This window comes from Pseudonocardia ammonioxydans (genome assembly GCF_900115005.1).
GTDB lineage: Bacteria > Actinomycetota > Actinomycetes > Mycobacteriales > Pseudonocardiaceae > Pseudonocardia > Pseudonocardia ammonioxydans.
In genome coordinates, this window is record NZ_FOUY01000047.1 from 12,350 (window position 1) to 36,963 (window position 24,614).

The 24,614-nt window shown below is 71.5% G+C and carries 20 protein-coding genes; 7 read left to right on the forward strand and 13 right to left on the reverse strand.

The genetic code is table 11. From position 1 onward, the window contains the following. Positions 1-191: 191 nt before the first annotated feature. Complete coding sequence (locus tag BM093_RS28995; RefSeq protein WP_143105568.1) at positions 192-611, reverse strand: hypothetical protein; 420 nt, start codon at positions 609-611, stop codon at positions 192-194. A gap of 539 nt (positions 612-1,150) precedes the next feature. Here BM093_RS28995 and BM093_RS29000 point away from each other — a divergent pair. From BM093_RS29000 to BM093_RS29030, 7 genes are all read left to right on the forward strand, one after another. After that, the gene (locus BM093_RS29000; RefSeq protein WP_143105569.1) at positions 1,151-1,396 is read left to right on the forward strand and encodes a MobC domain-containing protein; all 246 of its coding nucleotides are present in this window, start codon (positions 1,151-1,153) and stop codon (positions 1,394-1,396) included. Beyond that, positions 1,393-3,003 (forward strand): relaxase/mobilization nuclease domain-containing protein, encoded by a 1,611-nt coding sequence (locus BM093_RS29005; RefSeq protein WP_093353694.1) that lies wholly within the window; start codon positions 1,393-1,395, stop codon positions 3,001-3,003. The genes BM093_RS29000 and BM093_RS29005 overlap by 4 nt, the downstream gene beginning before the upstream one ends. Further along, on the forward strand, positions 3,000-5,057 hold the full coding sequence (locus BM093_RS29010; protein ID WP_093353699.1) for a hypothetical protein: 2,058 nt from the start codon (positions 3,000-3,002) through the stop codon (positions 5,055-5,057). Before BM093_RS29005 ends, BM093_RS29010 begins: the two co-directional genes overlap by 4 nt. Positions 5,058-5,127: 70 nt before the next feature. Continuing rightward, positions 5,128-6,105 carry a hypothetical protein gene (locus BM093_RS29015; protein ID WP_093353703.1) on the forward strand — a complete coding sequence of 326 codons (978 nt, stop codon included), beginning with the start codon at positions 5,128-5,130 and terminating at the stop codon, positions 6,103-6,105. A 153-nt stretch (positions 6,106-6,258) separates the two neighbouring features. Continuing rightward, positions 6,259-6,507, forward strand: a complete 249-nt coding sequence (locus tag BM093_RS29020; RefSeq protein ID WP_093353707.1) for an AbrB/MazE/SpoVT family DNA-binding domain-containing protein — start codon at positions 6,259-6,261, stop codon at positions 6,505-6,507. After that, positions 6,504-6,899, forward strand: a complete 396-nt coding sequence (locus tag BM093_RS29025; protein WP_218162977.1) for a type II toxin-antitoxin system VapC family toxin — start codon at positions 6,504-6,506, stop codon at positions 6,897-6,899. The genes BM093_RS29020 and BM093_RS29025 overlap by 4 nt, the downstream gene beginning before the upstream one ends. Before the next feature lie 128 nt (positions 6,900-7,027). Then, positions 7,028-7,519 (forward strand): hypothetical protein, encoded by a 492-nt coding sequence (locus BM093_RS29030; protein WP_093353710.1) that lies wholly within the window; start codon positions 7,028-7,030, stop codon positions 7,517-7,519. 30 nt (positions 7,520-7,549) lie between these two features. Here BM093_RS29030 and BM093_RS29035 read toward each other — a convergent pair whose 3' ends face one another. From BM093_RS29035 to BM093_RS29090, 12 genes are all read right to left on the reverse strand, one after another. Beyond that, on the reverse strand, positions 7,550-8,071 hold the full coding sequence (locus tag BM093_RS29035; RefSeq protein ID WP_177238769.1) for a hypothetical protein: 522 nt from the start codon (positions 8,069-8,071) through the stop codon (positions 7,550-7,552). Between the two features lie 80 nt (positions 8,072-8,151). Next, positions 8,152-9,192 (reverse strand): C40 family peptidase, encoded by a 1,041-nt coding sequence (locus BM093_RS29040; protein ID WP_143105571.1) that lies wholly within the window; start codon positions 9,190-9,192, stop codon positions 8,152-8,154. 95 nt (positions 9,193-9,287) lie between these two features. Further along, positions 9,288-9,533 carry a hypothetical protein gene (locus BM093_RS29045; protein ID WP_143105572.1) on the reverse strand — a complete coding sequence of 82 codons (246 nt, stop codon included), beginning with the start codon at positions 9,531-9,533 and terminating at the stop codon, positions 9,288-9,290. Between the two features lie 77 nt (positions 9,534-9,610). After that, positions 9,611-9,961, reverse strand: coding sequence for a histone-like nucleoid-structuring protein Lsr2 (locus BM093_RS29050; protein ID WP_093353728.1), 351 nt, complete (start codon positions 9,959-9,961; stop codon positions 9,611-9,613). Between the two features lie 156 nt (positions 9,962-10,117). Continuing rightward, the gene (locus BM093_RS29055; protein ID WP_093353753.1) at positions 10,118-16,852 is read right to left on the reverse strand and encodes an SNF2-related protein; all 6,735 of its coding nucleotides are present in this window, start codon (positions 16,850-16,852) and stop codon (positions 10,118-10,120) included. Positions 16,853-16,896: 44 nt separating this feature from the next. After that, on the reverse strand, positions 16,897-17,190 hold the full coding sequence (locus BM093_RS29060) for a hypothetical protein (protein ID WP_093353756.1): 294 nt from the start codon (positions 17,188-17,190) through the stop codon (positions 16,897-16,899). 202 nt (positions 17,191-17,392) lie between these two features. After that, a complete protein-coding gene (locus BM093_RS29065; protein WP_093353761.1) occupies positions 17,393-18,028 on the reverse strand; it encodes a DUF4913 domain-containing protein in 636 nt (211 codons plus the stop codon). Further along, a complete protein-coding gene (locus BM093_RS29070; protein ID WP_093353766.1) occupies positions 18,025-19,917 on the reverse strand; it encodes a type IV secretory system conjugative DNA transfer family protein in 1,893 nt (630 codons plus the stop codon). The genes BM093_RS29065 and BM093_RS29070 overlap by 4 nt, the downstream gene beginning before the upstream one ends. Next, the gene (locus BM093_RS29075) at positions 19,917-21,401 is read right to left on the reverse strand and encodes an ATP-binding protein (RefSeq protein WP_245773866.1); all 1,485 of its coding nucleotides are present in this window, start codon (positions 21,399-21,401) and stop codon (positions 19,917-19,919) included. The genes BM093_RS29070 and BM093_RS29075 overlap by 1 nt, the downstream gene beginning before the upstream one ends. 43 nt (positions 21,402-21,444) lie before the next feature. Next, the gene (locus BM093_RS29080) at positions 21,445-22,911 is read right to left on the reverse strand and encodes an SCO6880 family protein (protein WP_093353776.1); all 1,467 of its coding nucleotides are present in this window, start codon (positions 22,909-22,911) and stop codon (positions 21,445-21,447) included. Then, a complete protein-coding gene (locus tag BM093_RS35435) occupies positions 22,908-24,269 on the reverse strand; it encodes a hypothetical protein (RefSeq protein WP_143105573.1) in 1,362 nt (453 codons plus the stop codon). The genes BM093_RS29080 and BM093_RS35435 overlap by 4 nt, the downstream gene beginning before the upstream one ends. 36 nt (positions 24,270-24,305) lie before the next feature. Further along, entirely contained in the window at positions 24,306-24,614 is a 309-nt protein-coding gene (locus tag BM093_RS29090) for a hypothetical protein (protein ID WP_093353781.1), read from the reverse strand.

A 24,614-nucleotide genomic window follows, 5' to 3' on the forward strand; every position in this document is an offset into this window, starting at 1 on the left:
CGCGCTGGCAGCCGGACGCGGCTCCCCGGCAGGGCTGGTGCTGGCCGCGTCCCGGCGGCGTCGGCGACGGCTCCCAGCCGACAGTCCGAACGAGCTACACACGCCGAAGGCGCCGTACGCATTCCGCGTACGGCGCCTTCGTGTTGTGCGGCGTGGGTCGGCCGCTCGGTTCGGACGATGCGGAGGACGGTTCAGGACGGCTGAGCGTGGGCGGCGTCGAGGTCCGTCGGTTCCGGGGCGGGAGCGCCGGAGGAGTCGTGGGCGCCGTAGTCCTCGTTGTGACCGGTGTCGGCGCTGCTCGTGGTGTCGTCGTGGTCCGTGCGGCGGGTCGCCACGCGCAGAGCCGCGCCGGCGGGTTGCGTGCCGCACCCGATCTCCTCCAGCTCGGCCGGGCTCCACCCGGCGTCGCGTGCGGCGCGGTAGCCGTCGGCGTAGGCCTCCTGCTTGGTGCGCCACCGCTCCCGCGCGGCGTCGTGCTCCGCGCGCGCCGTGTCCACTTCGACCCCCAGCTCGGCGAGCTTGGTGATGGGACGCATCCGCGCCTGCAGAAGGTCCTGGGCCGCCTTACGAGCCTGCGTCTTGGCCTGCGCCGTCGCCCCGCGCGTGTTCATGGGGCGGACTGTACCGCGATGTGTATCAACCCCGCGATGCACTCTGATACACGCGGGTGTCGATCGTCGCGCGCGGAGCGCGGCGCCGTGAGGTGCCATCTCGCGCGGCGCGCGCCCGCATGGCGACCGGGCCGCCCGCACTCCGCCGCTTTCGAGGCGCCGCACGCGTCACCCCGAAAGCGGCGGAGCAAGTTAGGTGTTTTCCTAAGGAAAACACCGGTGAGGGGCTGGCATGTGAGATCGTCGGCGTCGGGTCCGGGAGATCTCGGTCCGTCACGGCCGGTCCTGCCGGCGCCGCGCCAGCCCGAGGGGAGGGATCTTCGATGACTCGGACTCGACGCCCTCGCGCCGAGGGGGGACGGCCGCGCACCACGACCGTGTCGTTCTCCGAGTCGGAGTGGGCGGCGATCGAAGCTGCGGCGGCCCGAGCAGCGATGGCCCCGGGTGCGTGGGTTGGGGACTCGGCGGCTCGGGCGGCGGAGCTGCCCGAACCGGTGGTGCCCGGTGCGCGAGTCTCGGCAGGTTCGGCCGGCTCGCGGATGCAGAGGCTGATGGGGCTGCGCTCGGAGCTGATGGAGGACCGCCGGGTGCTGCGCAACATCGGCGGGAACCTCAACGACATCGCGAGGGTCGCGAACACCGATGGGGCGCTCGAGTCGACGGTCGGTCAGGTCGCGCAGATGGTGGCGCGGGCGGTCGAGCGGATCGACCGCACGGTCGCTGAGGTCGACCAGCAGGTGAGCGAGGCGATGCCGCAGGCGCGGCGGAGCAGGAGCCGGCGGTGATCGCGAAGATCAGCCGCGGATGGCGCGCTGAGGGGCTGATCCGCTACCTGATGGGGCCGGGGCGGTTCAACGAGCACACCGGGCAGCGGATCGTGGCCACCTGGGACCGAGCGCCCGAGACGCATCAGCCTGCGCAGGCCGCGGACGGTTCCTTCGATGTGCGCGCCCTGGTCGACGATCTCAGCATGCCGGCAGTCGCGGCCGGGGTCGGTCTGCGTGAGCCGGTGGTGGAGCAGGGCAAGCGGATGCCGCAGGGCCCGGTCTGGCACTGCTCGCTGCGCAACTCGCCGGAGGATCCGGCGCTGACCGACGAGCAGTGGGCGCGGGTGGTCGAGGATCTGCTGGACCGGACCGGGATCGCACGGCGCGGGGACCCGGACGGCTGTCGATGGGTCGCGATCCGGCACGCCGACGACCACGTGCACGTCGCGGCGGTGCTGGTACGTCAGGAGTCGGGGAAGCGGGTGCACCCGTACCGGGACTTCGTCCGGGCTCGGGAGACGTGCCAGGCCGCGGAGGCAAAGTTGGGACTCGCGGCAACGGCGGGCGCCGACCGCAGTTCGGTGACCGGGCCGTCGCAGGCCGAGCAGGAGAAGGCGGCCCGACGGGAGATGAACGAGTCCTCCCGGGAGAGGCGCGAGGCGTCGGCGGAGGAGAGGAGCGAGTGCCCGCGGGAGTGGCTGCGGCGGATGGCACGGGTCGCGGCGGTGCAGGCACGCGATCCGGAAGCGTTCGTGGCGGCGCTGGGCGAGCTGGGCGTGCTGGTCCGGCCGCGCTACGGGCCGCAGGAACAGGACCCGGAGTCGGGGGAGCAGCACGCCTCGATGGTCGGGTACTCCGTGGCGGCGCCGGGTGATGTCACCCGGGCTGGTCAGCCGGTGTGGTTCTCCGGGCGCACGCTGGCCCGGGATCTGTCGCTGCCGAACCTGGTTCTGCGGTGGGACTCCGCGCCCGCGCCGGTGCCGGTGTCCGGGACAGCGGAGGAGACGCACCGGGCGACGGTGAGCCCGCGGGAACGCGCGGCCGCGATCGACGATGCGGTGTCGACGATGGAACACGCCACGGCCACCCTCGCCGCCGGCGAGACCGGGGCGAACGCGGACGGGGTCGCACACGCGGCCGGGGACATGCTCGCTGCGGTGGGCGCGGTGACCGGCCGTCAGGACCAGGGCGAGCGGGTGCGCCGGGCCGCGGGCAACGACCTGGACCGGGCGACACGGGTGCCGGGCAAGGTCCTGCCGTCGCGGTGGTCGCCGGTGGCGAAGGCGCTGCGGCAGTCGGCGTGGCGGCTGGCCGCGACGCGGACCGTGGGCCGCCACGGTTCGGGCGACGGGGCCCGGCTGGTGCTGGCGCTGGCGGCGCTGGTCGCCGAGATCGCCGCACTGCGGGAGACACAGGCGCGCCTTGCCCAGGCGCAGGCCGCGCGGCGCAGCTGCACCGCGCTGCGCAGTTCCGCTCAGGCCACCTCGGCGCGGACGACGTCGAACGGCCCGGGCCGAGGCCAGACGACGACTACGAGCCGGCAGCGGCCGCAGCAGCCCTCACCGGGGCCGGCCCGAGCTGCGAAGGCTCGGCAGGAGAACCAGACGCGAGGGAGAGGCCGATGACGGGTCAGATCGACCAGGACGTTCCTCTGCTGAGCCCCGGGCGGGAGCAGATCCAGGCCTGGACGCAGCTGATGCTGGTGACGGCCAACGCGCTGCGGCAGCGCCGGATGGAACTCGGTCAGGCGGCCTGGAGTCAGCAGCGGGCGGCTGCCCGCACGGCGCAGCAGTACGCGAACGACCTCGACCCTAGGGTCCGCGCGATGGCCGCGGCCGACGAGGCAGCGTTCCGCGAGGCCGGTGCGAGCGGGGCGGAGGGGTTCGAGCACAGGACCAGCGACGAGCCGCAGTTCGGCTGGACGGTGCACACCACGGCTGGGCCCATGCCGGAGAACTCGCCGTCGGGTACGCGCGGAGCGTGGGGGCTGTGGGCGCACGGCTCTTACCACGAGAAGTCGCTGTCGGTGTTCGTGGTCGTCCCGGACCGGGAGTCCGCGCTGCGGCTGCGGGATGAGGTGACCCGCGGCGAGCAGCGCACGCTCAAGTCGCTCGGCGAGCTCGGTACCTACGGCTTTCTGCGCGCAGAGCACGCTCGCACCGAGGTGCGTGAGGACGAGGTGCAGCTGCGGGAGCGGCTGGCCCATGGCCTGCACACAGCGTGGGCACACGACCCTGGCCTCGTTGCGGGGGTACTTCGTCCCGCGCGCGACGAGAACGATGTCGACTACTCCTCGATCGACCAGCTGGCGCACAAGCTGAGTCGTCTGGAGGACCGCGGCTACGCGATCGAGGATGTCCTCGGTCGGCTCGATACCGGTGCGATCCGTGCGTGGTACGACCAGCAGGACCAGGAGCTGTGCAACCTCGCGGGCTACACCAGCAGTCTGGTGTCGCAGGTTGCCGACCGGCTACAGGTGGTCGATGCCGTACAGGTCGATCCGGTGGTCTCCCGCGAGGTCGACCAGACGCTCGCGCAGGGACTGCACGAGGCTGGTGTGGAGTCGGACCGGGTGTATCGCAGCCGCAATTTCGGGCAGGTGAAGGCGCAGCTGACGGATCTGCGGTCTGACGGCCATGACCTCACCCCCCTGTTGGCGGGCCTTCCTGGGGAGAAGATCAATGAGGCCGGTGACCCCGCCGCGTACCTGCGTGCGGTGCTGGAGAAGCGGGCGCGCTCGTCGCGGCCGACCGAGGCGACAGCTGAGGCGGGACGTGCGGCGGCCGAAGCGGAGACCGGGATACATCGGACGGGTCCCGACCTGGGGCCGGCCGAGCGGATGATGCGCCGCTACCTCGCGCCGGAGACCGCGGACTCGGTGATCGGGTGCCGCGCCTGGCCAGGGCTGGCCAAGCAGCTGCTGGCGTGGAAGGAGGAGGGCGCCCCGGTCGCAGAGGAGCTTGCGCGGCTGCCGGAGGACCGGGTCCGCAGCGCCGGTACCCCTGCCGGCTATCTGAAGACGTTGCTGCGGCGGGGGGTCGACTTCCGGGAGAACGAGGCCCGCAAGGCGGGCGAGGTGTCGGGTCGGGAACGCGATGCCCAGCACGCGGCGCGGGTCAGGGACCTCACCGAGGTCGACGAGTCGCGCCGGGCGGGTCCGGTCACCGAGGCCGTCCGGGATGGTGTGCCCCCGTCGCCGTTCGAGGTCCGCGAGCTCGATCCGACCAACGCCGTTGAGCGCACCGCGCTGGAGATGTCGCGAGGCGCCGGCACGGTCGAGGACGACGCGTACATCGCGGAGATCCTCGCCGCGCCGGACCCGGGAGAGGTCTGGAGCAAGTTCAACCGGGCTGCCGAGGCGCGGGGCCGCGCGGTCGATGCTGAGCAGCAGGCCGCCGCGCACGCACGGACGCCGGATGACCTGGACACCCGGCCGCGTGAGGACCTCATCGGGCAGGACGAGGCCGGCATCGACCGGCGACGAGCCGACCGCGAGAGCGCGATCGCCCATGCCGAGGAGTCCGGCGTGCCGACCGCGGCGGCGCTGCGCGCCGAGATCGCCCACCGGCCCCCGACGACCGAGCCCGGCGCGGCGGCGCGTTCGGAGACCCGACCGGCCTCGCCGGCACCGCCGGCGCCGACTCGGCAGGCGACGCACGCCCCGCGCCCACGTCGCTGAACCCAGCCGACACAGCCAGGGTGGGCGCCGTCGACGGCGCTGACCCAGACATCAGGGGAAGGAGAGCAGGGTGAGTGGGGTCGCCGCGGCTGCCGGTCTGCACAGCGCCGGTGCGTGGCTGTTCCCCGCGATCGCGGCCACCGCGGTGGCCATCGTGGTGTCGGGGTTCGTCGCACTGCGCCCACGAGGGCGGTCGGAAGCCCCCTTGGGGGCGCCGGCTCAGGGGGGTGACACCAGTGCGCTGGGTATCGGGGGGCCGAGCAGGATCGACCACTGTGCGGCCCGGCTCACCGGGGAGGACCTGGTCGCTTCGTTCGCAGCCCTCGAGGAACTCGGCGTGCTCGCCCAGCGGGACGGGGCCAGCTCGGCGGCGGTGATCGCCGTGTGGTGCGAACTCCTGCGGGCAGCACCGGCCGGTCGCGACGAGCGCGTTACCCGGGCGGTGCAACAACGGCTGTGCACTCACGTCAAGCGCGTCGCCCGCGACCGCAACCGGCGCGCCTTCCTGCACCTTGATCTCAGCGATGCCCAGCTCCACGACTTGGACCTCGACGGAATCGCACTCGGAGGGCTGAGCCTGGCCCGCGCGCGGCTGACGGGCACGACGCGGATCGCGCTGCGTTCCTGGAACGGGCTCGACGCCAGTGAGGCGTACTTCGGCGGCGACCTGCTCGCTATCGACCTCGGGGTGGAGCGCCAGCTGTCGCTCCGTGGCGCGCTGATCGAAGGTGTACTCGACCTGCAGGGCGCCGCGGTATTCGGTGAGCTGGACATGTCGGGGAGCGAAGTCGCTCAGCACGCCAACCTGAGCCATCTGGTCGGGGGCGGCGGGCTGCGCCTGCAGAGCACCGCGGGTGCGGCCTTGTTCGCTGGAGCGGTCGACCTGTCCCGGGCGATCGCGGATCCGGTTGTCCTCGCCGGTGACGAGTTCACCGGCGGGGTGACGCTCAGGCCGCCTGGTGTCGAGCGCTCCACGGTGCTCCTCGGTGACGAGGACGACCTGGCCGAGCAGGTGCGCGAGGCACTCGAGACGCCTCTACGAGTATGACCGCGCCTGCCTCGCAGACGGGCCCGTGGCTCTCACCAGTTTGTGGGAGTTCTAGATTCTCTGACAAGTTCCAAGTGTTATATCAGATTATGGATCACGCCGTGATAGTGTGATGATATGTCAGAGAGTAGCGAGGGTGTGTATCGACCGGAGGTGGTCGTCAACCGGGATGGTCGGGTGCTGATTCCGGCCCAGGTGCGCCGGGAACTCGGTTTGACTCCGGGGGCGGCGCTGGTTTTGTCAGTAGAGGACGGCCGTGTGGTGATGGAGAGTCGTGCGCAGCTCGCCGCGCGGATCCGTCGGGAGGTTGCCGAGGCCTGGCACGGCGAGTCCGGGGTGTCCCCGGTCGACGAGCTGTTCGCTGAGCGCCGCGCTGAGGCCGCTGCGGAGGAGGGCCAGTGACCTCGGGCGCCGGGCCGGCGGTGCTCGACGCCTCGGCGGTGCTGGCCTGGTTGCGCGACGAGCCTGGCGCCGACGTCGTCGATGCGCACTTGTCCGACGGGGTACTCGGTGCGATCAACCTGTCGGAGGTGCATCAGAAGCTCACCCAGCATGGCATTGACGCCGACCGCACTATCGGCCAGCTACGCACTCTCGGCGTGCGGGTCGAGCCGTTCGGTCTCGCCGACGCGATCGCGACCTCGACGCTGTGGCCTGCGACCCGCGATCGGGGCCTGTCCCTTGCTGACCGCGCGTGCCTAGCCCTGGCCCGCCGCCTTGGCTGCACCGCGATCACCGCCGACACCGCCTGGACGCAGCTCGATCTAGACGTGACTGTCGTAGCCATCCGCTAGAACGGCACCGCTGCTCTTACTCGTAAGGAGTTCGTCATGGACGTGTTAGCGCCACTAGCCGTCAACCTGCTCGCCGTCCTCCAGATCGGCGCGCTCGTGGCGAGTGCGCTGTTCGGCGGGTCGAGCACGTGACCGTCGAGGAACCGCCTATCGCCGTCGAGCCGGATACCTGGCACCGGGCCAAGCACAACCCCTGGGCCCGGCCGGTCGTGGAGGCCGTCGGGCCGTGGCTCGAATCCCGCGGTGCTCGCTACGGGTCCTGCGGTGTGGTCGATGCCGCCGGGACCCGGGAGATCGCCTGGGTGATCGACCGTGGCCCCGACAGCGGGCCGCGCCGTCGGCGGCGGGTTGTGCTGTTCCGCGCCCTCGAGGGCGACAAGACGCGGTGGGAGGTCGTGCTGCGCGAGGAACGGGCCCCCTGGGACCTCGACGACTTCTGCGACTGGCTCCACGCGAAGACCGGCCTGGCTCTGGACCTGCCCGGGTGGCCCGGCCCCGTGCACCACTACAACTCGCTCAGCCGACGATGCACTTTCGACGAGATCGCCGCGGCGGCCGAGGGGCTTCTCTCCGTGGGGCTCGCCTATCGCCGCCGGCCCCTGACCGAATGCGGCTGCTGAAGCGGCTTCCAGCTCTCAACCACACCGGCGCTACTGCCCCCGAAGGTGGCCTGACCGCGTGAGGTCGTCGATGTAGGCGGGCCAGTCGCGTTCGAGCGCGCCTTGCAGGTTCTTCTTGAGCTCGGCGTACTCGGAGGGGTCGACGGTGCGGCCGGCCGGGTTCTCCGGCGAGTGGGAGATCGTCTGAGCGTTTCCGGCGGTGCAGAGCAGCATGTGCGCGTGCTGCGTGAGGCTCATGAACAGGGCCGGGGTCGGGACCTCGAGCAGTTCGTTCAGTGCCGTGTCGAAGTCCGGGACACCGATCTCGGCCCAGCTTGCCTGAGCCCGGCGCAGGAACCCCGTCAGCTCGGACAGGAAGAGGACGCGCATGCCGTGTTTGCGGTGAAGGCCTACGCCGAAGTCGAGGATGGCCTGAACGGGCCGTGACTGCGCCTCACGCGGGATGAACGTAGGCGCGATCGCCTGGGCGCATTCCTCGGTGTCGTTGCGGGAGCCGTCCGGCCAGGGAAGCCCCAGCACGAGCCAGAACGGGGGGTTCTTGATGTTCGCCACGGAGGTACTCACTTTCTCGTAGGGCTGCACGTTGGGAAGTTCCCGGCTGCGCACGGGAGGGGCGCCGATCGCGGTGTGCGTTACGCCGCGGTGGGGTTCGTGGCGCGGACGGCTCCGATGAACTCCTGCGAGTAGTAGGTGTTGGACCAGATGTCGGGCTCGACCTTGACCACGTCTCCGGTTTCGGGTGCGTGCAGCATCTGCCCGTTGCCCAGGTAGAGGCCGACGTGGTGGATGCCGCCGGGTTGGCCGTTGGAGGAGAACAGCACCATGTCGCCGGGCTGGATCGCGGCTTGGTCGGTGATCGCGGGCTGGAAGGAGTTCCAGATGGCCTGGGTCTGGTGGGGCACGCCGATGCCGATCTCGGCGAAGGCGTAGACCATCAGCCCGGAGCAGTCGAATCCGCCGCCGGTCGGCCCGTTGGCGTCACCGCCGCCCCACACGTAGGGCTGGCCCTGTTGGGACATGGCGCGGTCGACGACGCGCTGGATCTGCGGATCGGCGGCCGGAGTGGGGCCGGTCTGCGGTCCGCACTCGACCCCTTCCAGCGCGCCGGCGAGGGTGGCGGCCGACTGCTCCCACTTGGCGTAGGCGTCGGGGAACGCGCTGACCTGGACCAGCTGGGCGGCCCGGGTGACGGGCAGCGATTCCCATCCGGGGACCTGCAGGAGCGCGTCGTAGAACAGGCGGGCGGACTGGCGCGGGTCCATGCGGGTGGCGACGTCGCCCCATCCGGCCTCGCGCTGCTGGAACAGCCCGACCGAGTCGTGGTCGCTGCCGACGCCTTGGTTGGGCAGTTCGAGCGACTCGGGGACGTTGGAGTTGGCCAGGTTCTGCAGGTTCGACTCCTGCATCGCGGTCGCCAAGGCGACGACCCACCCGTGCTGGGGGACGCCCATCTCGACGCCGGTGGCCACGATCAGGCCGGCGTTGCTGACCTGCTCGGGGCCGATCCCCTCGACCAGCTGCGCCGGATCGGCTCCCGGTGGGGCGCACACGACACCGGGTAGGCCAGGGGTGGGTCGGCCGGCGCCGCTTCCTGCCACGGCCACGATCAGGAGGAACCCGAGGAACAGGACCAGGCCGAGCGCGATGGCCCCGCTGGCCGCAGCTGCACGCACCAGCAAAACGTATCATTTGCGCGTGTAGAGTTGATACACATTGTGATCGCGTCGTCGCTTGCTGTCGAGCAGCGGCGACGCACGATCGGGGCTGCCTACGACGACGCTGGTCGTTGGCGTGACTCGATCAACTCGATGTAGCGCCACAGTGAGCCGATGTACTCGGACACCCGCGCTTCGGGCTCCGGACCAGTGCCGTCCCACGGGTGCATGACGTCGGCGTTCTCGCCTGCATAGCGCTGTGCGTGGGCGAGCAGTTCACGACCGCCGAGTTCGAGCAGGCGGCTTTCGGCGACATCTTGGAGGTAATCACCGTTGTAGTAGTCCTCCGGCTCGTTCATTGCGCCAGCGTAGCCCGAGCCCGACGCTGTGCCCGCCACATTCTGTGTGGCGGGCACAGCTGCGCATCCGGTCGCGGTCAGGCGTTCTGGTGGAATGCGTCGAGGACGTTCTGCGGGATGCGTCCACGGTCGGACACGGAGATGCCCTGCTTGCGCGCCCAGGCGCGGATCGCCTGGTTCTGCTCACGGTTGACCGTGGCCGTCGGCCGCGCGGTGGCGGAATCTGCCCGGCGCTGCCCACGGCGGAGCTGGGGCGAGTTCCTCCGCGCGACGGAGACATAATCGGCCAGGACCCCGCGGAGTGTGCTCGCGTGCGCGGAGGTGAGGTCGATTTCGTACTGCTTCCCGTCGATGGCGAACTCGACCGTCTCATCGGCGGAGCTGCCGTCGAGATCGTCGACGAGTCGGACGGTCAACACCTGGGCCACGTCATGAACCTCTCTTCATTCTGGAAAACGTAGTCGACTGCACCGGGGATGCTATCGCCGATTCCTGGCCGGGATTGTGCGTCAGCGTAGCGAGAACTGCACGGATCGACGAGCCGAAACGAGTGACCGAACGCTGTCCGGTGTGTGCGTGTGCGTTCATAGGCGCCGCCGGGCTGCCTGGTGCCGGTCTGGCTGCGGAGCCGGGCCCGGGGCGGGCGGGCCCGTGGAAGTAGGTGTCGAGCCCGAGTTCGGTGCCGCTCGGGGCGGTCCGGCCGGCGGTCGGTGCGCGGCGAGAGCGGCAGCCACCGCCGCAGCGGACTGCTCGGCCTCGGCGGCGGACTGCGAGGAGTCCCCGGAGGGGACCGGCTCGGGCGCGGGGGGCCCGGGATCGGCCGCCGCAGCGTCCGCGGGTTCTGCGGCGTCGGGGCTGCTCGGCTCGGGCGGGGCGGCGAGCCCAGCCATCTCCGCGTCGATCTCCCGCACGCGGGCGCGCGCCTGTTCGAGCTCCGCGGCGTGGGCGAACGGACGCTCGAGCTGTTCTGCGGCGCGTTGAGTCTCCTCGCCGGTGCGTTGGAGGTCCTCCTGGACGCGGGTGAGCTTCTCGTCGAGGCCGGCGACCCGGTTCTCCATGCGCACGACCAGTGAGCCGGGCTTCTCGCTGGTGGACAGCTCAAGCAGTTGGGACTTGGAGCCCTCCACGACGCCGCCGTTGCTGGTCCCGGAGACCCGTAGCTCGTAGCCCGCGCGCGGCCCGGCGGACCACACGAACGCGTCGAAACTCTGGCCGCCGAGGCGGGCGATCCCGGGGATCTCGGTGGGCCGGGTGCTCTCCGGTCCGGTAGCCGCCGCCATGAGCTGGCCGATCAGGACGGTGCCCGCTTCGTTGCGATCGGTGAGGCGTCGTCCCCCGGTGTCGATGGCGAACTGCTCGCCTCGAGTGTCGGTGCGGCGCTCGACCGCCGCGCGCAGCGCCTCGATCTCGGCCTCCAGGCCGGGGACGCGACCCTCGTGGACCTCGATCGTGTAGCGCAGCCGGGAGCGGGTCTGCACATGCGAGCGTTCGAGGCGTTCCAGCTTGGTCAGTTCGGCGTCGGCCTTGGCCTTGTCCAGCAGCAGCGGGTTCCCGGCGGCGAGTGCCTTGACCTCGTTGTAGTTGAGTGCGGTATCGCCGATGTCGCCCTCGATCTCGCGGACGTCGAGGCGGCCGTTCATCAGCTGCGAGATGAACGCGGCCTTGCGTGCCAGGGCCTGCCACATGTAGGCGTCGAAGGTGCCTTCGACGACGTAGCGGTTCAAGGCGATCTCGCTGTACTGGTTGCCCCGACGCAGCGCCCGGCCGTCACGCTGGGCCAGGTCGGCCGGGCGCCACGGGCAGTCCAGGTGGTGCAGCGCCACCGCCCGGTTCTGGACGTTGGTGCCCACTCCCATCTTGGAGGTGCTGCCGATGAGCACGGAGACCTCGCCTGCGCGGCATGACTCGAACAGCTCGGCCTTCTTCTGGTCGTTGGCGGCCTCGTGGATGAACCGGACCTGCCCCCGGGGCAGGCCTCGTTCGACGAGCTGGTCGCGCAGCTCGGCGTACACGTTCCAGCCGGGCCGCTTCGCGCCGTCGCCGGGGGTACCGAGGTCGCAGAAGACCAGCTGGAAGCCACCGCGGCGCGGATGAGGATCGCCGTCGGCGTCGAGGAACTCATCATCGCTGTGGGCGTGGTGGATCCGCGCGATCTCGTCCGCGGCGATTTCGATCTTGGACTCCCCGAACGGCATGTCCCGGCCCAGGAGCCGCAGGTCGAGCGCGCCGGCGCGGCCCTCGCTGGAGATCTTGAGCATGTTGTCGACGTCAGGGAGCACCGCACGGGCCTGGACCCGCTCAGCACGGTCGCCCAGCTCGGTGATGAGCTCCTGCTGCCCTTCGGTGGCCGGGATCAGGAAGGTCCGGGGAGCGCGCTGGCCGTCCTCGGGCCGCGGCAGCAGGTCCGGGCGGGGCAGCTTGAGGTCCTCGGCGGTCTTGACGTCACCGGAGACCCACCACATGCGCAGTAGCTCGGGGACGTTGTGGAAGCGGGCGAAGCGGCCCTTCATCCGGAAGCTGCTGCCGTCGGGAGACAGCTCGATGTCCGACACGGTCGCCGCGAACGTCGCAGCCCAGGCGTCGAAGTTCAGCACGCCTGCCTGTTCGAGCAGGTCGGGACGCAGGTAGCGCTGCATGACGTGCGCCTCGGTGATCGAGTTCGCGATCGGGGTCGCGGTGGCCAGGGTGACCACCCGGTGCCCGTGCTGGTTGCGCAGGTAGTGCAGCTTCATGTCGAGGTCCTGGGCCCGGTTGGAGCCGTCGATCGCCGCGCCGGCGATGTTGCTCGCGGTGCGCAGGTTCTTGTAGTCGTGGGCCTCGTCGACGACCACGTAGTCGATGCCGGTGGCCTCGAACGTGACCGCGGGGTCGTAGTCGCGGGCGATCTTGTCCTTGATGCGCTCCTGGGCGTTGTCGAGCCGCTGCTGCATCCGCTTGACGGCACGGTTGCTGCTGCCTTCGGCGCGGCCTCGTTCCAGTGCTTCGCGCAGCGTCTCGAGCTCGGCGTCGAGGTAGGCCTCCTGCGCCTCGGGGCGCATCGGGATCCGCTCGAACGCCCCGCGGGTGATGATGACCGCGTCCCAGTCACCGGTGGCCACCCGGGCGACGAAGGCGCGGCGGGCGTCCTTACGCAGGTCGGCCGAGGAGGCAGCGAGGATCCGGGCCCGTGGGTAGAGCTGCTGGAACTCCCGCGACCACTGCTCGATCATGTGGTTCGGGATGACGATGCAGGGCTTGCGGACCATCTGCAGGCGGCGCAGCTCCATGACCCCGATCGCCATCTCGGCGGTCTTACCGGCGCCGACCTCGTGGTAGAGCCCGACGGCGGGCTCGGAGATCATCCGGGCGACCGCGGCGTACTGATGCGGGTTCGGCTCGAAGGTGCGGGTCAGGCCGGGCAGCGACAGCATGACGTCGTCGTAGTTGCGCAGCACCATGGAGTTGAAGCGGTCGTTGTAGACGCGCGCGAGCTCCGTGGCGCGCTGCGGGTCCTCCCAGACCCACTCGGAGAACCGCTGCGCGAGTTCGTCGGCCTTGGCCTGCGCGGCGGTGGTGGCGGCCGGGTTGAGCACATGGCGGGTCGTCGAAGCTCCGTCGGCGGTGACGGTCTCGATCTCGTCGCGCACCACGATCGACTTCTGTGCCAGCAGCGCGGCGGCGAGTTTCGGGGCCGGGTAGCGCTCGGTACCCCAGGTGCTGGTGGCCGCGACGGAGAACTCGTTGCCCTTGACCTCCCAGTTGGTGCCGTAGGTGTGCTCGACGCTCAGCCGCGGTTCGTCGAGGGTCTCGCGCAGGAAGGTCTGCACGTAGCCGGCCTCGATCCACGGCACCCCGAGGCGGGCCACGATGTCCTCGGGAGCGATGTCGGGTGGGAGGACCTCGCGCAGCGCGGTGGCGTTGGCGGCGTAGGCAGGCTCGTCCTCGGCGGCGGCGAGCGCCTGATCGAGTTTCTGACGCACGTGGCCGGACAGGTACTCCGCGGCGGGGACGAGCTGGCCGGCGCGGGCGGGGTCGGCGAAGACCAGCGCGCCGAGCGAGGTACGGGCCTCGGTCTCGTCGACGCCGAGCAGCCGCGCGATCTCGGACAGCTCCACCTGCCCGTGGGTGTCCATGCAGATGGCCAGCGCTTCGGACGGGGTGTCGGCGCCGCGGGCCGGGGTCCGCGGGGCGATGACCCGGTCGCTGAAGATGTCGGCCTTGGTCGCGGTGCCGGTGCTGGCGTCGAACACTTCCAGCGCCAGCACGATCGGTGCCCGCGGGTCGGCCCGGAAGCCGCCGAGCTTGTCGACGATGCGGGCCTGGATGTCGTTGCCGTCCTCGTCGACGCGGCCGGTGCGACGCCACTTGAACCGGTTGATCGGGCCGTAGCGGGCGGCGTAGGCGTCGTACTGGCGGTTCAGGTCCTCGCGCAGCTCCTCGATGCTCTCGGAGTGCTCGAAGGTCGCCGCTTCGGCTTCGAGCAGCGTGACGGTGGTGTCACGCAGCTCGAGCAGCGCCCGCAGCTCGGCCTGGCGGCTCTTGGGGACCTCGAACGGTGCCGCAGCGCCGTCGGTGACCTGCTGGAACTGCCCGTCCGCGTCGATGAGCAGGTGCCCGTCCTCCAGGTCCAGCTCCGGGCCGGGCAGGGCGGCGCGTTGAGGAACCTCGGGCAGGGTCGGGGCGTGGAGCAGCTCGTCGCGGCGGGCGCGGTCGACGACCTGGGCCAGGCGCTCGGCGAGCAACTCGGCCGCGGGCCGGTCGGAGACCACTCGTGGTTCAGCGGAGCTGTACTGCCCGGACCCGCTGGTCAGAGTGCCGCACAGCATCTCGGGGTGCTGGACGAACCAGGAGTTCATCCGCACTTGTTCGTCGCCGATGTCGACGAGGTCGGTCAGCTCCCAGTCGAACGGCTGGGGCGCGCGGTCGGGTTCGCGGCGGCGGAACACCAGCAGGTCGGTGATGACGTCGGTGCCGGCGGTGCGCTGGTGGGCGGCCTGGGGCAGCCGGATGGCGCCGACGAGGTCGGCGAGCTCGGCCATCTCGCGGCGCGCAGACGGGTTGCGGGCGTCGAGGGTGTAACGGGAGGTGATCGCTGCGACCAGGCCGCCCGGGGCGGTCAGGTGCAGGCTCTTGATCAAGAAATGGTTGTGGATCGAGTGGCGGCCGGTGTTGTGCACCTTGTCGCTGAGCACGGTGCGGGCGAACGGGACGTTGCCCACGACGAGGTCGAAGCTACCGTTGGGGAAGCGGCTCGCGGCGAAGGACTCGCTGCGGACCTGGGCCTGAGGCTGCAGCGCGGACGCGATCGCCGCGGTGGTCGGCTCCACCTCGACCCCGACCACCTGCGCGCCGGCCGGGGCCAGCCCGATGTAGTTGCCGGTCCCGCAGCCGGGTTCGAGCACCCGTCCGCGCTGAAAGCCCAGCTCGGTGACCGCCGTCCAGACCTGTTCGACCAGGTCGGGGTCGGTGTAGTGGGCGTTGAGCATGCTGGAGCGGGCGCGAGCGAGCTCGGTGGCGTCGAGCATCTCGGCGAGCTGGTCGCGGGCCCAGGACATCTCGGGGCGCAGGTCGTCGAAGACCTCGGGGACCGCGCCCCACCCGGACCAGCGCGCCAGCTCTGTCTGTTGGGCTTCGGTGGCCGGCTGGTCGCCGAGGGAGCGCAGGGTGGACAGGGCGGCGAGGTTGGCCTGTACCCGCGCCTTGGCACCGGTGGGCGGGCGCACCGAGCCCGGCCGGAACTGGCCCGCCGCGGCAGGCTGTTGTTCCTGCTCGGTCACGGCAGGCTCCGACGGCGTGGCCGGGACCGTCGGCGCGGGCGGCTCGGCGGCGGTCTCGGCGGTGCCCGGCGATCCCGGGTCGAGCTGCCGGGCGGCGGTCTCGCTGTTGCGGGCGTCGCGTTCGGCCGCTGCCTCGCCCGCCCGACGGCCGATGTCGGGGTTGAGCTGGCCGATGCGGGCGATCAGCTCGTCGCGCCAGGCGCGCTCGTCGGCGACGATGGCCGGTTCGAGCATCGCGTCGAGTTGGTCGAAGCCGAGCTGGTCCAGCACGGCCTGCCGTGCCGGTGCCGGGAGCGCGGCAATGGTCGCCGACCACTGCGTGGGGGTCTGCATCCCCTCGTCGCGGGCGTAGAGCCGCAACACCGTGGTCGTAGCCAGCTCAGCGGCCCGCTCCTGCGGGCTGCGGGTCAGGGTCGCGAGCTCATCGGACTCTTCCCGGTCGTCGGGAGCGGGGGAGGGGGCGGGTGTGGTGGCCTGGGCGGCAGCCTTGTCCTGCTGCGCTTTCTCATAGCGCTCGCGGGCTTCGCGCCGGGAGGCCTCCCGGCGCTGTCTGTGCTCGGCTTCTTCGCGGCGGCGGGTCTCCCGCCACTCGGGGGTCTCGATGTCGAACGCGGCCGTCTCCCCGGGGCCGGCGACCCGCCAGGTGTGAGCGTCGCTGGTGCGCACCCACACCCTGCCGTCCGCGGTCCGGCGCATTCGGACATCGCCGGACTCACGGGCTACGACGCGGTCCTCGACACCGGGCGTGGCACTCGCCTCGACCCCCGCGGGCGCGGCCGGCGGCGTGGGCGGGGTGGCCGGGGCCTCGGGGCGGGGCCCGGAGGGCTCGGCGGCCGGGGCGCTGTCGGCCTCGTGCTCGGGTGGGCTCGCCGTCTGTGGCTCGGCAGGGGTGATCGTGGCCTGCGCGGTCTGGCTCGGACCGTCGCTGGTCGCCGGGTCCGGCAGCGCCGCGACCCGGCGACGCAGCGCGAACAGGCCCTGTTCCTCGGCGGCGTAACGGCGTCGGTCGCCCGCATCGGGCACGCGGCCGGGGCCGCGCAGGTTCGTGGCGGTGATGTCGAGTTCGTTGTCGAGCGTGGCGAGCATCGCGCGCTTGTCGTGAACGCGCAGCGTGGTGCCGTCGGCGGTGGGGTAGCCGCCGTAGAGGTCGTCCTGCTCGGGGGCGTCGTCGAGCACGTCGGTGATGCGGATCCGCAGCAGGTTCGCCGTCACCTCGGTCAGTGCGACCTCGGCGGCGTCGGGGAAGCGCGCCGGGTCGTCGGACTCCGGCCCGCGTGCAGCCGAGGCTGTGACGGGGTCCGGGGCGGCGGGCGTGGGTGTCGGCTGCTCGGCCGGTGCCGGCGGTGTCGCCTCCGGCCGTGGCGCGGCGGGGGCCGTGGTCGCGGCCTGCGCGGCGATGTGGCCGTCGATCAGCGACCGGACCCGATCCCAGTACTCGTGGCGGCCCGGGTCGAGACGTGCCGCCTGGTCCATCAGCGAGCGGGCGGTCACGAACTCACCGGCGTCGAATCGGGCGCGTGCTTGGACCGAGATGCGCTCGGCCTGCTCAGGGTCCGGGCGCACCGGCGACTCGCCCGCCGGGCCCGGTGCCTGGGCTGGGGCGGGTTCTACCGGTGCGGCTCGGCCGGAGTCGGGTCGTCCGCCTCCGGGGGCAGCAGAACCCGCTCGGCGAGGACCTGCTCCTCGGCCTGGGCCTGGATTCGGTTGAGCCGGCCCACCTGGTCCAGGTAGGTCCCGGCCGGGCCCTCCTGGTTGGCCCGGTCCGCTGCCAGGGTCTCGATCTCGTCCTGTACCTCGTTGCCCAGCGTCGTGAAGTGCTGCTGCGGGTTCGTGATCTGGGCGTACCGGTTGGGCAGGTAGGTCTGCCAGTGCTGCATCGCCTGGCGTCCGTAGCGGTTCATCGGTGTCCTCCTGGTCGGTCGACGGCACCTCGGCTGCGGACACGGGGGGCTCGGTGGGGTCGGGTCCGCCGAACAGGGCCTCCAGCGGCAGCGGCTCCTGGTTCGTGGAGCGGCGACGGCTTGGTCGGGGCACTGATTGTCCTCCCTGCTCACGCTGGCGCATCCGGCGACACGGGGTCTGAGCCGCCCGATATCGGGCTGGCTATAGGTGGTCGAGCTGCTCGTCGAGGACGAAGAAGTACTCCGGCGGCGGGTCGACCTGCCCGAGCTTGGTCACGAAACGCTCGGTGCCGTGGTGTCCGCCCTCGCAGGCACTGAACGGGCCGTGCTCGTCCATCAGCGTCGCGAGCTGGCGGTCGAGGTGGTCGTAGTAGGTGGCCAGGGCGTTGCCCTCACCAGCGGCGATCGCTTCGGTCCAGGACCGGCGCAGCGCATCGAAACGTGCGATCGCCTCCGGGTGCAGCCACCAGCTACGACACCAGCGCAGCCGGCCCTTGTTCTGCGGCAGCCGGCGTTCGAGCAGCTGCGCGATGTGGTCGCGCACCCACGGGACGAGCTCACGCATGTCCAGACCGGTGTCCGGCTCCTCCGGCTCCGGTGGGGCTGGGGCGGCGGTGTCGTCGGACGCGGCGGCGTCACCGGACCGCAGCAGGTCGGCAGCCTCCGGCGTGGCGTCCTCGATCGCATCGAAGGCACCCTCGATGTCCTCGACCCGGTGATCGAGTCCTCCCAGCCGAGCGGTGAGGGTCGCGTGCTCCGCGCGCAGCTGAGTGAGTGCGGCGAGTACCGCCGCCCAGTCACCGGGTGCGAGGTCGCCGCTGGGCTCCGGGTCGGTCATGTCGCCCCACCGCGGGGGTCTCGCTCGCGGGCGGCGAGGCGCTGCGCGAGCGGGTTGCGGGGCCCGAGCGCGGACACCGCCGACTGGCGGACCTGGGCGGTGGCCTCGGCGGCGTGAGCGCTGATCGTCTCGGCGTCGCCTTCGCGGTACCAGGGCATCAGCTCCAGCAGCACCGGGCGGCGTCCGGCGGAGAGCAGGATGGCGTGGCGCTTGTCGAGCGAGCCCACGTCGGCGACGGTCATCACCGGCTTCTCGCGCATCGACGTCGACGTGGAGCCCCCGCCACGGCCGTACTGGTGGGAGTAGGTCGGCACCTCCAGCGGCCCGATGAGGTCGCTGATCCAGCGCGCGAACTCGGGGTCCTGCACTCCGGCGCCGACCAGCTTGATCGTGGCCGCCGACCACATCTTGTCCATCCCGGACTTGCCCCAGACCGCGACACCCTGCTGGTAGGACTGCAGAAACGACAGAACCTGGATGCTCATCGACCCGAAGTAGGAGTACAGGTCGGGCAGGTTCGCGATCGGGCACACGTTGGCGGCCTCGTCGAGCACCGGGCGCAGCGGGGGATCGAGTCGCCCGCCCTGGGCGGTCGCGGCCTGGGCGGCGATGCGCAGCAGGTGATCGACCAAGGCGGCGACGACCGGAGCGCCGCTGCCGGCGCCTTCGCGGGTGAGCAGATAGACGGTGTCGCGGGGGACCGGGTTGCCGGAGCTGTCGGTCCGGTAGCCGACCAGGAACCGCCACGGGTCGAACTCCTCCACCGGAACCCGGGGCGGGTCCCGCCACGTCGAGGGCGGGGTGACCAGGCGGGCGACAGCCTCGGACTCCAGGGACCCGAGGGCCGTCAGCGCGGTCTCGAACAGGCCACCGCGCGTCTCGGCAGGGGCGTCCTGCAGCCCCCGAAGGCCCTCGGCGATCTCCTCAAAGCCGCTGTTCTCCAGCAGCTCGACCGGTTCATTGGCTTGGGTGGCCAGCCATGTGCGGACGTCGCGCAGGCTCTTGTCGGGGCTGCACGATGCCGCCAGGACGAGCTGGGTGAGCAGCCGCTCGGCGCCTCTGGTGAAGAAGGGGTTGGCGTCGTTGGAGTTGCCGGCACCGACGGTGCGGGAGAAGTGAGCGACCAGATACCCGGCGTCGGCCAGGTCCTTGATGTCGGCGAGCGGGTTCCACCACCAGCTCTGCTCGACCCCGGCGATGCCTTGCGGGTCGGCGACGAAGGTGCGGCCCAGCTCGGCGCGCAGCCCAATGGTCAAGGTGTAGACGTCGACCTTGTTGCTGGTCGCGATGACCGGGCCGGGCGCGGAGAGGATCGCGGGCACCACCTGGGCAGAGGTCTTGTTCGACCGCGGCCCGGCGATCTGGAGCATCACGTCTTCCTCGGAGGCATACAGCAGCCGTGACTCGCCGACGCCGCCGAGCCGGCGCCCCAGGCACAGCCCCAGGTCCCGGTTGTCGATGCGGTCGTGGCCGGCCAGGGACGGGCGCAGCTGCACTGCCCGCTTCTGCGCTGCACGACCGCGCATGTCGCGGGTGTCGCGGTGACCGGCCATCGCCGAGCGCGGTTCGCCCCGCCTGCCCGCGCGGGAACCGATCCAGACCCCGCCGCCGACGATGAGGCCGAGCAGGAGGGCCAGCCCCACGGCCAGCACGGACCAGAACACCGGGCGCGAGCCCTCGACTCCGATCAGGGGGTCGACGGTGCCCGTCCCGGCGGCGGAGACCATCGCCCGCAGCGTCGGTCCCCCGAAGCTCGGGACGGCCTCGGCCGCGGCGGTGGCTGCTGTCCAGCAGCACGTCATCGCCGCGAACCTCGTACCGAGGACCCCGAGCCCGATCAGGGGGACGGCCAGCTGCTGCCACGGGATCGGCGCCGCAGGCGTACTCATCAGGCGTGTCCTGTGCGGGGCTGCCAGGCGGTGTCGGTGTTGTAGAGGTCGCGTTCGCTGGGCATCAGCGACAGGGCGACGGGCAGCCCCATCCGTTCACCGGACTTGATCAGGTACCGGCCGCGGCCGGGGTGGGTGCTGCCGGTCATCCAGGTCGGCGGCGCGGCCCAGGCCCGCACCATCGCGGCCTCGGATGCGGTGAGCGGGCTGATCTCGTTGATCGCGGCGAGTTCCTTGTCGGCCATGCCGCCGAGCACCATGACGCCGTTGCGTTGGGCCATGCCGCGGGCCTTGGCTCGGTCGGCCTCGGTGGGCAGCGCCTCGAGGTCGTCGAGGGAGTGGGTGACCTGCGCGGAGATCTCGCCGCGGTGGCGGCCCAGGCGGGTGACCCGGTCGGAGCGTTCCACCAGCCCGGGGGCGACGCGCAGCGCGCGCCAGAGCTCGTCCTGGATGCGGAAGATGTTGCGGTGCCGGCCCGTCGCCGCCGAGCCGTCGATGACCGCGGCCGCCCACGCCCAGGACGAGAGCATCGCTGCGGCCACGACTTCGTCCTCGTCGTCGTCGAGGGCGGAGATGTCCAGCGACAACGCCGGGGTGTCGAGGTCGGCCGTGATCGAGGACTGGCGGTCGAACAGGCCCCGGATCGCGCCGGCGCAGAGCAGCTCCAAGGTGTTGACCAGGTCCCGGGCGTCGCGGCGGAAGGCCAGCTTGGAGTCGCAGGCAGCGATGTCGAGCAGCAGCGCGGGCGGGCTGACCAGGATCCGCACGACGTCGGGGATGATCGGCTCCTCGCCGTCGGCGGCGCCATCGACGCACAGGTCGAGTGCGGCACCGAGCAGACGCCGTTCGGTCACGTTGATCTCGGCGCGGCGCACAATGACCACGAGCGCTTCGAGCAGCGACAGCCGTCGGGCACGGATGGTTTCCGCCAGCCGGGCGTGTTCGTCGCCGCTGGTCTGGGCGAGCGCGGCCCGCAGGGGGCCGGCGTCGAGCGGGTTGAGCGAGTGCAGGCCCCGCCCGATCCGCCACACGCGTCCGTCGAGGTGCTCGACCAGGCGGGTGTACTCGCCCTTGACATCACCGGGGACCACGGCGGTGAACCCGAACGCGACCAGCCCGGTCATCAGGCGTTTCACGATCGTCGACTTGCCGATGCCGGGCTGGCCCTGGATCCACATGCCGGTGTTGGACACCAGCCCCTGGCGCAGCCACTCCGCCGGGTCGAGTCCCACGGGCTCGGCGGTGTGCATGTGGTGGCCGATGGGCACCCCGGGCGGTGCCGCACCCGAGCTGACCGCGAACGGGAACATCCCGCACACCTGGGTGGTGGTGCCCTGCCACATCACCCCGGGCTCGGCGCTCGCCGCCCGCCCGGCGCCGGGCAGCGCCCACCCCAGGGCCCGGGGCACCGGGCGACCGCGGTACGGGGCACCGGGGTCGAACTGCTGCTGCTGCTGCTGCGGGGGCAGGGAAATCGTGGTCACGGAAGGCTCCTGGTCAGGCAGGTGGACGAGGCGCACCGGTGGGTCATTTGCGGGGGCGGCGGGCCAGCTCGGCAGGGTTGATCCCGAGACCGAGGGAGGCGGCGAAGCCGGTGATCTGCGCGCCGCGCAGGCGCCGCAGCCGCACCTTGGCCTGCCCGGCGCGCTGTTCGACGTCGGCGGTCGCGGCGGGCATCTGCTCGGCGTCGAAGACGGTGGTGGTCACGTAGAGGGTGAACCGGCCGACGCCGGCGCCTTCGGCCTCTTCGCGGGCGCTCTGCACCGCGCGTGAGAGATCGTCGCGGTCACGTTGGGTTTCGTCGCGCTTGGTCTTGTGCGCCCACATCCGACGGACCTGGGTGTTGGTGATCTCGCGCTCGACCTCGTCGGCGGCGGCGCCGGCCGAGAGCGGCTCGTAGAGCAGGGTCACCCGCCGCGCGAACGGGCCCGCGGCCAGCAGCGGCACCAGCACGCGGTCCATCACCGACTGGCGAGGTGCCTCGACCATCGCCCACGACACGGACAACCCCGAGTCGTGCTGCCAGTGGTCCCAGCTCTCCTGGAAGCTGACCGGGCCCGCCTCGGACCAGCGCAGCAGCTCGTCGGAGTGCTCGTCGTAGTCGGTCAGGTCCGAGCGACTGGCCGGGTCGTAGGCGACCCGCAGCCGCCCGGTCAGCCAGGCCGCCGTCGCGCGGCCGCGCACCGCGACGCCCGCCATGGACAGGTGGGACTCCAGTCCGGGCAGCCAGCGGGTCACCTCGGCGACACCGGCGGCCAGATCCGGCGGTCGGGGGGTGGCCAGGGCCGGGTCGAAGGTCACCGACACCCGGCAGTCGACCTCGGCGGACGAGGACGGGGCGGTGGCGGCGAGCTCGGCCATGACCGCTTGCGCGGAGGCCGGGGCGCGCGGGTCGATGCGATCGTTGACGTAGTCGCGCAGGGTGGTGCCCCCGGTCGGGGACGTGTCGACGGTGACCGCGACGTGGCGGATCATCGGCTGGTATCCCAGGTCGGCCAGGAACGCGCCCCAGTTCGCGACCCAGGCGTCGGCCTGGCCCTGGTCGGCCAGGTCCAGCCCGACCGGCGAGACCCGCAGCACCGCGGTCAGCCATCCGGTCCGGCGGTCCCAGAGCAGGCCCTGCTTGCCGCCGCGCCCGTCATCGGTGGACAACGGCACGATCGGCCCCATCGGGCCGGGTAGATCGTGGCGGCGCAGGTGGTCGGTGACCATCCCACCGGTGCGTTCGGTCCAGCCGGCCGCCTTGCTGCGGGTGAAACGCAGACGTCGCATAACCACATCCGAAAGTGAGCTACCACCGATTTTGATGACCACGGCGCCGATCACGAGGGCGCCGAGGACCAGGGCGACCGCGCCTGCCCGGCCGGAGAAGTTCAGCACCGTGACGGGGATGGAGATCGCGAGGAAGACGGTCACCGTCTGGCCGGTGCTGAGCTGTCCGATACCGAACCCGCGGGGCGGGCGCCAGTTCCCGTAGGTGCGGGGCGCCGTCACTGGTTACCTCCCTGTCCGGCCGGTCCGGCACCGTCCGGTCCCTTGCTCGGTGCTGCGCCGCCGAGGTCCTGTGGCGGCGAGGCGAAGTTGTCGGCGGCAGCCCGGCCCTTCTGCGCCGCGTTCCCGGCCGCCGCAGCTGCGGCGCCCGCGGGGCCGGCTGCTGCGGCGGCGCCACCGGCTGCCGCGCCGCCGGCGGCACCGGCCCCGGCCGCGCCACCGGTGGCGCCACCGGCGGCTTGGCCTGCTGCGGTCCCTGCTGCCGTTCCTCCTGCGGGGGTTCCTCCTCGCGCCGCCGCAGCGCTGGACGATCCACCACCCGGTGTGCCCCCGTTCTGCTTCGAGGAGGACGAGGAATCGCCCTTCCACGCCCAGGAAGGAGGTGGGCGGCCAGCCGATCCGCCGCCGCCCCCGGGGGAACCACCGGAGCCCTGTCCGCTCGCACCGCCGGACCCACCGGGGGGAAGCGCCTTCTGGGTGGAGGCGGCGCCCTGGGCCCACCCCGGAGAGCTACCGGGACCGGTCATCTCCTGGCGGCGCGAGGAACCGAGCGCGCCCATCGACACCGCGCCGGTCGCAGCACCGGCGATCACGCCGCCGACCGAGCCGCCGCCGCCGACCCCTGCCTGGGCCCAGCTGAAGAACTTCATCGCTGCGGGCAGCGCGATCACTGCGATGAGCAGGACCACGATCCCGGTCAGCACGGCGACGAAGTCCTCGCCCTCAGCGACCAGCCCCAGCCCGATCGCGTAGATCAGCGCCGCCAACGGCTTGTAGACCACCAGGCCGATCAGCCAGGCCACCATCGTGGGCAGCCAGCGGCGCGTGGCGTTGGTCAGCACTCCCGCCGCTGCCAGCGGCAGCAACGCGACGAGAACCAGGATCGCGGCCTGCCGGAACAGCAGGATGAGCCACTGGATCAGCCCCAGGCCCACCATGGCCAGCGCCACAACCAATTTCAGGCTAGGAACGATCGGTGCGTGAGTGAATGTGTTGTTGACCTGTTCGCCGAACGCCGGGAGCGTGTTTTCGAGCAGCGTGCGTGACAGCTCGTCCGCCATGTCGAGAGCAAGATTGAGCGCCAGTAGGGCAGTGGCGTTCACGACGGCGAACTTCAACAGGCCGAGGCCGACCTCAACCAGTGGTTCCCGCCGACCCGAGATCATTAGGCGGCCGAGCTGTGTCAGCATCGACACCGCCAGAATCAGCATGGCGATGGGGCCGACGAAATCGCTCACCGCACGCACCTGTGTGACCTGCTCCAGCGGAGACGGCACCAGCAGCCACCAGGTCATCAACATGCCCAGAAGCTCGCCGGCCGCACCCCCGAAGTCGTCGGCCAAGGACTCGATTACGAACATGCGTGTGCGCGATCCTCGTCAATCAGATGAAGGAGGTTATACGACGAGCTCGAAAATTGACGGGAGCGCCCCCATGACCGCGATCCCGAGAAGTACCATTCCGATCTTTTCGATGCCGCTGACCGCGTAGCCGCTGCGGTTCTTCGCCCCGGCCATGATCAGCCCGACGCCAATGAGGCCGGCGCCTACGGCGAGGACGAGCAGTACGCCCTTCATCGTGGCGATGATGGTGTTGGCATTCTCCCCGAGTTTGCCGGGCAGCTGGCCAGGGTCCGGATTCGGGATAAGCGGGGGCGGGCTCTGCGGCAGGGAGTAGACGTCGAGGACGCTGAGGAGTTGAGACAC

Bases quoted from the DNA above. Each gene is read 5' to 3' on its own strand.
- BM093_RS28995 (WP_143105568.1), bottom strand. From the start codon at position 611: ATGAACACGCGCGGGGCGACGGCGCAGGCCAAGACGCAGGCTCGTAAG.
- BM093_RS29000 (WP_143105569.1), top strand. From the start codon at position 1,151: ATGCAGAGGCTGATGGGGCTGCGCTCGGAGCTGATGGAGGACCGCCGG.
- BM093_RS29010 (WP_093353699.1), top strand. From the start codon at position 3,000: ATGACGGGTCAGATCGACCAGGACGTTCCTCTGCTGAGCCCCGGGCGG.
- BM093_RS29045 (WP_143105572.1), bottom strand. From the start codon at position 9,533: ATGAACGAGCCGGAGGACTACTACAACGGTGATTACCTCCAAGATGTC.
- BM093_RS29060 (WP_093353756.1), bottom strand. From the start codon at position 17,190: ATGAACCGCTACGGACGCCAGGCGATGCAGCACTGGCAGACCTACCTG.
- BM093_RS29065 (WP_093353761.1), bottom strand. From the start codon at position 18,028: ATGACCGACCCGGAGCCCAGCGGCGACCTCGCACCCGGTGACTGGGCG.
- BM093_RS29070 (WP_093353766.1), bottom strand. From the start codon at position 19,917: ATGAGTACGCCTGCGGCGCCGATCCCGTGGCAGCAGCTGGCCGTCCCC.
- BM093_RS35435 (WP_143105573.1), bottom strand. From the start codon at position 24,269: ATGTTCGTAATCGAGTCCTTGGCCGACGACTTCGGGGGTGCGGCCGGC.